Here is a 7,678-nt window from a genome sequence, read left to right as displayed (position 1 = left end):
AAGAAGGTCGACTTCTCGCACAACCCCTTCTCCATGCCGCAGGGCGAGATGGAGGCCCTGACGACCAAGGACCCGCTCGACATCCTCGCCTACCAGTACGACATTGTCTGCAACGGCTATGAGCTGTGCTCCGGCGCGATCCGGAACCACAAGGCCGACATCATGCTCAAGGCCTTCGAGATCGCCGGCTATGACGCCTCGGTCGTCGAGGACCAGTTCGGCGGCATGCTCAACGCCTTCCGCTACGGCGCGCCGCCGCACGGCGGTCTGGCCCCCGGCATCGACCGCATCGTCATGCTGCTGGCCAACCAGACCGCCATCCGGGAGGTCATCGCCTTCCCGCTGAACCAGCAGGGGCAGGATCTGCTGATGAGCGCACCCTCGGATGCGGCCGAGCGTCAGTACAAGGAGCTGCACATCCGTGCAGCGCTGCCCCTTAAGGGCTGACGGGGATCAGCGGTCGGAACTGGCCACGACGAGGTTCCGCGAGCGCGGCGGGACCGGCGGCGCGGGCGGAGCCGGGGGAGCCGGTGGCGCGATGCGCCTCAGGCTGACGCCGCGGCAGACGCGGACGTTCAGTCGGGCAGGCAGACGGGTATGGGCGTCGCCGCAGGCCCGGCTGACCTGGGCCTGGCTGAGGCCGCGGACGCCCGACAGGTCTGTCCCCCGGATGTCGGTGCGGTTCATCGATACGCCGTCAAAGTCAGCGCCGGCGAACCGGCCGCCAGTGAGGAGCGCGCCGTTCAGGGTCGCGTCGCTGAAATCGGCGGAGCGGAAGTCGCCGTTCGACAGGTTCGACATGGCGATCTCCGCATCGGAGAAGTCCGCCGAACGGGCGTTGACGTTGGCCAGGGTCGCCGCGTTCAGCTCTGCGGTGCTCAGGTCTGCACCGGTCATGACCGCGCCATTCATATTGGCCCCGTTCAACGCGGCCCCCGTAAGGTCCGCTCCCGCGAGACGCACCCGAACCATCGTCGCGCCCATGGCCTCGGCCCCGGTCAGGTCCGCGCCCGAGAAGTTTGCGCCGGTGAAATCTGCGCCCACCATCTCGGCGCCCGACAGGTCGGCGCGGCTGAAGTCGCTGCCGGAGAAGTTCGAGCCGACCAGCTCCGCCCCACGCAGATTGGCGCCGACGAGGGTCGCGTTGGTGAAGACCGCATTGGTGAAGGCGGCGCCGGTCAGATCCCGGCCGGACAGTTCGCAGCGGTTGCAGGTTCCCCCAAGCGACACCATCCGGGCGACATCGCGGTCCTGGTACTGGTACTGGAACTGGATTTCAGCGCTGGCCGAACCGGCTGCGGCGAGGGCCGCCATCGCAACGCCGAGCGCAAGGCCAGCGGTTGGGAGGCGACGGAACAGGGGTGCAGCGATCTGTTTCACGCCACTTTCATGACTTCAAACATCGGCAAACCCTACTTAATTCGCTGTAAGGTGCGGGTCATTCTAGCAGTGGCGAATGGACAGGCCGGCCGGCAGTTGGGTCGCCTCATCGCCGCAAGCCTGGTTCAGGCGGGCCTGGCTGAGACCGGTCGCGCGCCGCAGCGACGCCCCCGAGAAATTGACTCCGGTCAGGGTTGCGCCAGAGAAGCCGCTCCCGTCCAGATTCGCTCCGACGAAGCTGGCATTGGTCATATTGGCGCCCGAGAAGTTCGAGCTCGAGAACACGCCGCCGTAGGCTTCGACGTCTCGCAGGTCGGCGTTGGAGAACCGGGTCCGGTTCATCACGGTCAGACTCAGGTCCGCCTGCCGCAACCGTGCACCGGACAGGTTCAGCCCACGCGCCTCAAGCCCCGAAAGTTCGGCCTGGAACAGGTTGCAGCCGGCGCAGCTCGCCCCGCCGCGCACCCGCGCGATCTGGCCGGCGTTCTGGGCGACAGCAGGGACGGCGACGGCGACAAGGGCGGCGACGACGGCTGCGGTCAGGATCGGCTTCATGGCGGGCTCCGGTCTCGGCGTCGGGCGAGGCCCGACACGAAGCATCATGACGCCAATTCGTTGATCAACCCTGCATCGATGGCGCCGCGCCGCAGGTGTCGCAAGTCCAGCCCACGCCGCGCTGCTGAAGCGAGAAGTCACCGCAGGCCGGACAGGCAACCGCTTCGGTGGCGACATGAGATGTGACCGGCGTCTCACGCTTCTGGCCAAAGGGCAGAACGACCAGGTTGTCCGGCGCCGCGCCGCGCGCGAAGCCCTTGGAGATGAACCGGGCCGCCGGGACGGCCTCCGGCGCGTCGCCATCGCCTTCCAGGGCCCCGAGGCCGTTGCCACTCAGCGGATCGGGCTCGGCGTTGGCCAGTTCATGACGGTCAAGGTAGGACACGCCCAGTTCGCGGAAGATGTAGTCAAGTATCGAGGTCGCGGACTTGATCGAGTCATTCCCCGTGACCGTCCCGGCCGGCTCGAACCGCGTGAAGACGAAGGCGTCGACAAACTCCTCCAGCGGCACGCCGTATTGGAGGCCGATGGAGATCGCGATGGCGAAATTGTTCATCAGCGAGCGGAAGGCGGCGCCTTCCTTGTGCATATCAATGAAGATCTCGCCGAGTTCGCCGTCCTCGTATTCGCCCGTGTGGATGTAGACCTTGTGTCCGCCGACCGCGGCCTTCTGGATATAGCCCTTGCGGCGGTCCGGCAGTTTGCGGCGGGTGCGGTCTCGCTCGACAACCCTCTCCACCACGCGCTCGACCGCCTTCGTCTCTGGCTCCCAGCGGCGTGGGCGCGCAGCCGGCTCCGGCTCGACCAGGTCCAGCAGCGGGCCGGCGGGGGGCGCATCCCGCTTCAACCGGACAGCACGCCGCCCGTCCCGGGCGGCGTCGGCCAACAGTCGGGCGGCCTGGGCCGGCGTGGTGCGCCAGTCGATCAGCAAAGGAGCTGAGTCGGGAATGGCGCTGACAGCATCCAGCTCGGCACGAAGCGCAGCCTCGTAAGCTGCCGGGTCCGAGAGAATGTCCCGAAGGTCCGCAGGGGAGTCCTCCCAGTCCGTCAGGTCGCCGTGCCCAAATGCCCAGGCCTCGGCGCGGGCGACGTCATCGGCCGAGAAGCCGAGTTGGGGCAGCAGATCGCCCGCGGCGTCCTCGAAGCCCAGCACGTCGCGCAGGAAGCCGGCGTCCAGCACAGGGGACCGGAAGGCGTCCCCGAGGTTGTCGACATGCACCAGGGCGTCTTCCAGCCCCTCAAGTTCCAGATCTGTAAACCCTCTTGCCCGCAGGGCCGTATGGTCGACGCCCGGTGCGTCGACCAGCGTGCGTCGACCGAAGAGGCGGCGTTCAGCAGCTTCGACGTCGCCGCCGCACTGCTCGATCGCAGCGGCCAGCGAGGGCCGCAGGCGCCGCGCCACGCCACCATCTGCTGTCTGCCAGCAATCGAAGGTCGAGAGCGGGGAAAGGCCCAGCCTGAGACCGGCCTCGATATCGTCGACGAAGAGCGCGACTGAGGCGTCGCTTGCCCCCGTACGGACCAGCTCCGCAAGCTGATCTGCGCGGGACACGTCCGCAGGGGACGCGCTGTAGAGCACGTGATCCACCAGACCACCCAGTCCGATGGCCACGGTCGATCCCCCACCGCCAGCAAGCGCAGCGGTCCAGAGGCGCACAAGGTCACGGAGAGCGGGCTCAAACTCTGTCCCGGCAACCCGTTCCAGCGCTGGCAGGGACAGGAGGACCGCCGGCGTTCGCCTGGCTTCCGACACGGCCTCCGCCGCTGCCGGATCGAATGTCAGGATCAGGTCGCCATCCAGCGCGGCCTCGGCCGCTGCGTGGGCCTCGGGCGCGCCGGAGGCGATCATGGCCCGGTCGGCCAGCGCCAGACGGGGCGGCGAGGGCGCGCGGGGCACCGGAGCGACGTCGAACCGCTCGCCCTGGATGGCCCGGATAATGTCGGCGTCGGCGGCTCCCGTCCGGCGGGCGGCGAGCGCCGCCCGCGTCAGGGCTGGATTTCTCTGCGGATCGGCGCAGTCCGCGCTTGGTCCTTCGCAGCGAGTCACGGCGTCAGCGACGCGCTCCAGCGCCGCGGCGACCGCATCGACGGCGCCAGCGGCCAGGCGCTCTCCCCGTCGCAGAGCGGACTCCGCCCGCAAACGGCGCGCTGCGTCGGGTTCGGACAGGTTGATCAGGCCGACGCCGAAACCCGACGTGCGGGCGGGAGAGGCGAGTCCCAGCAGTATGGTCGCCGCCAGCTCTCCTGCATTGTCCGGCGCTGTACGTCGCGCCCATGCGACCGCGATTTCCGCCAGCAAGTCTTCGCCATCCGCCACCAGGCCCTCGGCCTCGGCCCAGTCCAGCCACGCCTCGACCTGAACGTCCGTCCAGCTCTCTGGCGCGCGCAAGGCGACCAAGCGGTCCGGGCGCTCGACCTCCCGGACTGGCCGATGCATTGCGGCGGCGAGGGAGGCGAATGGAAAGCGCATGCGGCGGACTCGTCGTGGCCTTTCGGCCAGATTAGCGGTGCGGCGGGCTTTGCGGCAATAAATCTGGCGTGTCCGGCCCTGGTTACCCCCAAGATGTTGAGGCTAAAGGGCTGCGCGCGGTGCTGGACGCCGGCCTCGCCGCTTTCTATAATGCAGCCTGCGTCGCCGGCCCCCGCCGGCCGACCTTGCGTGAGTGGATTTCCCGACGTGCTAGGCAGGATTTTCGGCTGGACCAGTGGCGCCACCATCGGCACCTTCTTCACGATCGCCAAGCGTGGCGAGCATGTGGGGACGGACGAGTTCGGCAACCGCTACTACCTTTCCCGCGACAGCTCGAGCTATGATGGCCGCCGTCGCCGCTGGGTGACCTATAACGGCTATGCTGACGCCTCGAAGGTGCCGCCGGACTGGCATGGCTGGCTGCATTACACCTTCGACGAACTGCCGACGGATCAGCCGCTCCCGCGCCGTGCGTGGGAAGAGGACCACCTGCCCAATCTGACCGGCACCCCGATGGCGTGGCGGCCCAAGGGTTCGCTCGCCGCCGATGGCGTGCGCCCGCCGGCGACCGGTGATTACGAAGCCTGGCGTCCGGAATGACTCTGCGCGGGGCGATCCTGACCGGTGTGACCGTGGCGGCGCTTCTGGCTTCCGGCGGCGTTCTGGCGTCGGCCATCAATGATCTGCCCCAGGACGCGGTCCCGATCCAGGACCCTACGGCCGCCCTCAATCGTCAGACGCCGGCTCAAGCCCCGCCGATCGAGCCTGCGCCGGAAGCCGCGCCGGCGCCGGCCTCGCCGATCGCCGTGACCCCGGTCACTCCGCCCATCGCGGTTACCGATGTCGAAGGACAGGAAGACGAGGAAGCGGAAGCCGAGGAGGCTCCGGTCAAGCGCGTAGAGGCGCCGGCCGCCCCCTCCCGTCGCCAGCGCCGTCGCGTGGCGATCGTGGAGGCTATCGACAAGATCACGGCCGAATCGATGCGGTTCGAGGTCGAGGTCGGAGGCCGCCCGGTCCGGTTCCAGCGCACGCTGATCTTTACCGCCCGGGCCTGCGAAGTCTCCGCGCCGGACGAACAGGTGTCCGACGCCGTCGCCTATCTGGAAGTCAGCCTGCAGCCGCGGGGCGTTATCCAGGTCAGCGAACCGCGGCAGATTTTCCGCGGCTGGATGTTCGCTTCATCGCCCGCCGTCAGTGGGCTGCAGCATCCGATCTATGACGCCTGGATTGTTGGCTGCAAGGCGTAGAACAGCGCTTCTGAACCGCTCATCGGGGCGAACAGCGAGCGGGTGTTGGGACGCAGCGGGCGGGCGGCACGCAGCAGTTTGAGGTACGCCGGCTGCGGGGTTTCGATCGCACCAAACTGGCTGAGGTGGCTGGTCAGGAACTGGGTATCCAGCAGCCGCCAGCCGCCGCGCTTCAGCCGGGCGACCAGATGCACCAAGGCGATCTTTGAGGCGTCGCGTTCGCGACTGAACATGCTCTCGCCGAAGAAGGCCCCGCCGAGGGTGACCCCGTAGAGGCCGCCGACCAGGGTCTCGTCGCGCCAGCATTCGATGCTGTGGGCGTGGCCACGGGCGGAGAGCTCGATGTAGAGGCGGCGGATCGGGGCGTTGATCCAGCTGTCGTCGCGGCCCGGACCGGAGGCGGCGCAGGCGTCCAGCACGGCGTCGAAGGCCGTGTCGACCCGGACCGAGACGCCGTCGGCGCGGACCGTGCGCTTGAGGCGGGTCGGGACGTGGAACCGGTCCAGCGGGATGATGCCGCGCTGTTCCGGCTCGACGAGGAATATCCGCGGATCGTCACGGGCCTCGCCCATCGGGAAGACGCCGGTGGCGTAGCAGTTCAGCAGCTCGTCGGGGCCGAAGCCGCCGAAGGGGCCGTCGGCGCTGAAGCCCGGGTCGCTCAGCCTTCGCCCTTCTGGCGTTTGGCCCAGTTTTCCAGCCAGTGGATGTCGTAGTCGCCGGACAGGATGTCGGGCTCCTGCAGCAGCTTCTGGAACAGGGGGATGGTGGTGTCGATGCCGCCGACGACCATCTCGTTCAGGCTGCGCCTGAGGCGGGCGATGCACTCCTCGCGGTCGCGGCCGTGGACGATGAGCTTGCCGATCAGGCTGTCGTAATAGGGCGGGATCGAATAGCCGGCGAAGATGGCGCTATCCAGCCGCACGCCCAGGCCCCCGGGGGCGTGGAAGTCGGTGATGGTGCCCGGCGAGGGGGTGAAGGTCTCGGCGTTCTCGGCGTTGATCCGGCATTCGATGGCGTGGCCGGTGAAGGTCACGTCCGACTGTTTGAACGAGAGCGGCAGGCCGGCGGCGATGCGGATCTGTTCGCGCACCAGATCGACGCCCGTGATCATTTCCGTAACCGGATGCTCGACTTGCAGGCGGGTGTTCATCTCGATGAAGAAGAACTCGCCGTCTTCCCAGAGGAATTCGATGGTGCCGACGCCGAGGTAGCCGATGGCGGCGATGGCCTTGTTGACGGTCTCGCCGATGGCGACCCGTTCGGCGGCCGACAGGGCGGGCGAGGGGGCCTCCTCGAGGATCTTCTGGTGACGGCGTTGCAGCGAGCAGTCGCGCTCGCCGAGGTGGACCACATTGCCGTGGCTGTCGGCGATGACCTGAAGCTCGATGTGGCGCGGCTTCTGGAGATAGCGCTCCATATAGACGGCGCCGTTGCCGAAGGCGGCGGTGGCCTCGGACTGGGCGGTCTGGACGGCCTCGACCAGATCGTCAGCGGTCAGGGCGACCTTCATGCCGCGACCGCCGCCGCCGGCGGCCGCCTTGACGATCAGGGGGAAGCCGATGGATTTCGAGGCCGCGATGGCGTCCTCGATGGTCTCGACCTCGCCGGCCGAGCCGGGGACGCAGGGAATGCCGGCGTCGAGCACCGTCTGTTTGGCGGTGATCTTGTCGCCCATGACCCGGATGTGCTCGGGCCTGGGACCGATGAAGGTCATGCCGTGGGCTTCAACGATCTCGGCGAAGCGGGCGTTCTCGGACAGGAAGCCATAGCCAGGGTGAATGGCCTGGGCGCCGGTAATTTCGGCGGCGGCGATGATCGACGGGATGTTGAGATAGCTCTTGGCCGCCGGGGCGGGGCCGATACAGACGCTTTCGTCGGCCAGGCGGACCCACATGGCGCCGCGGTCAGCCTCGGAGTGCACGGCGACGGTGGAGATGCCCATCTCCTTGCAGGCGCGGTGAATCCGCAGGGCGATTTCGCCGCGGTTGGCGATGAGGACCTTGGTGAACATGTTCGGATCCTTGGG

Annotated in this window: 8 protein-coding genes; 3 read left to right on the top strand and 5 right to left on the bottom strand. The window is 68.2% G+C overall.

Annotated elements, in window-relative coordinates; all coding sequences use genetic code 11:
- On the top strand, window positions 1–447 hold a 447-nt coding region (locus tag B3E43_RS07410; RefSeq protein ID WP_292028033.1), incomplete at its 5' end, for an amino acid--tRNA ligase-related protein.
- A gap of 6 nt (window positions 448–453) precedes the next feature.
- On the opposite strand, the gene B3E43_RS07405 is transcribed toward B3E43_RS07410, so the two are convergent.
- The 3 genes from B3E43_RS07405 to B3E43_RS07395 form a co-directional block, all read right to left on the bottom strand.
- Window positions 454–1,380 carry a pentapeptide repeat-containing protein gene (locus tag B3E43_RS07405; protein WP_292028031.1) on the bottom strand — a complete coding sequence of 309 codons (927 nt, stop codon included), beginning with the start codon at window positions 1,378–1,380 and terminating at the stop codon, window positions 454–456.
- 63 nt (window positions 1,381–1,443) lie between these two features.
- A complete protein-coding gene (locus B3E43_RS07400; protein WP_292028029.1) occupies window positions 1,444–1,935 on the bottom strand; it encodes a pentapeptide repeat-containing protein in 492 nt (163 codons plus the stop codon).
- A gap of 64 nt (window positions 1,936–1,999) precedes the next feature.
- The gene (locus B3E43_RS07395) at window positions 2,000–4,405 is read right to left on the bottom strand and encodes a TSCPD domain-containing protein (RefSeq protein ID WP_292028027.1); all 2,406 of its coding nucleotides are present in this window, start codon (window positions 4,403–4,405) and stop codon (window positions 2,000–2,002) included.
- 207 nt (window positions 4,406–4,612) lie between these two features.
- On the opposite strand from B3E43_RS07395, the gene B3E43_RS07390 reads away from it, so the two are divergent.
- Window positions 4,613–5,005, top strand: a complete 393-nt coding sequence (locus B3E43_RS07390; RefSeq protein WP_284222487.1) for an NADH:ubiquinone oxidoreductase subunit NDUFA12 — start codon at window positions 4,613–4,615, stop codon at window positions 5,003–5,005.
- Window positions 5,002–5,652 carry a DUF2155 domain-containing protein gene (locus tag B3E43_RS07385; protein ID WP_292028023.1) on the top strand — a complete coding sequence of 217 codons (651 nt, stop codon included), beginning with the start codon at window positions 5,002–5,004 and terminating at the stop codon, window positions 5,650–5,652. The genes B3E43_RS07390 and B3E43_RS07385 overlap by 4 nt, the downstream gene beginning before the upstream one ends.
- Here B3E43_RS07385 and aat read toward each other — a convergent pair.
- Both aat and accC read right to left on the bottom strand, forming a co-directional pair.
- Window positions 5,619–6,314, bottom strand: a complete 696-nt coding sequence (gene aat, locus B3E43_RS07380; protein ID WP_292028142.1) for a leucyl/phenylalanyl-tRNA--protein transferase — start codon at window positions 6,312–6,314, stop codon at window positions 5,619–5,621. The two genes, B3E43_RS07385 and aat, sit on opposite strands and share 34 nt — an antisense overlap.
- Complete coding sequence (gene accC, locus B3E43_RS07375; RefSeq protein ID WP_292028021.1) at window positions 6,311–7,663, bottom strand: acetyl-CoA carboxylase biotin carboxylase subunit; 1,353 nt, start codon at window positions 7,661–7,663, stop codon at window positions 6,311–6,313. The genes aat and accC overlap by 4 nt, the downstream gene beginning before the upstream one ends.
- Window positions 7,664–7,678 lie beyond the last annotated feature (15 nt).

Source organism: Brevundimonas sp. UBA2416, assembly GCF_002343105.1.
Classification (GTDB): Bacteria; Pseudomonadota; Alphaproteobacteria; order Caulobacterales; family Caulobacteraceae; genus Brevundimonas.
The sequence above is the reverse complement of the archived record's forward strand: the minus strand, read 5'-3'. Positions and strand labels throughout refer to the sequence as shown.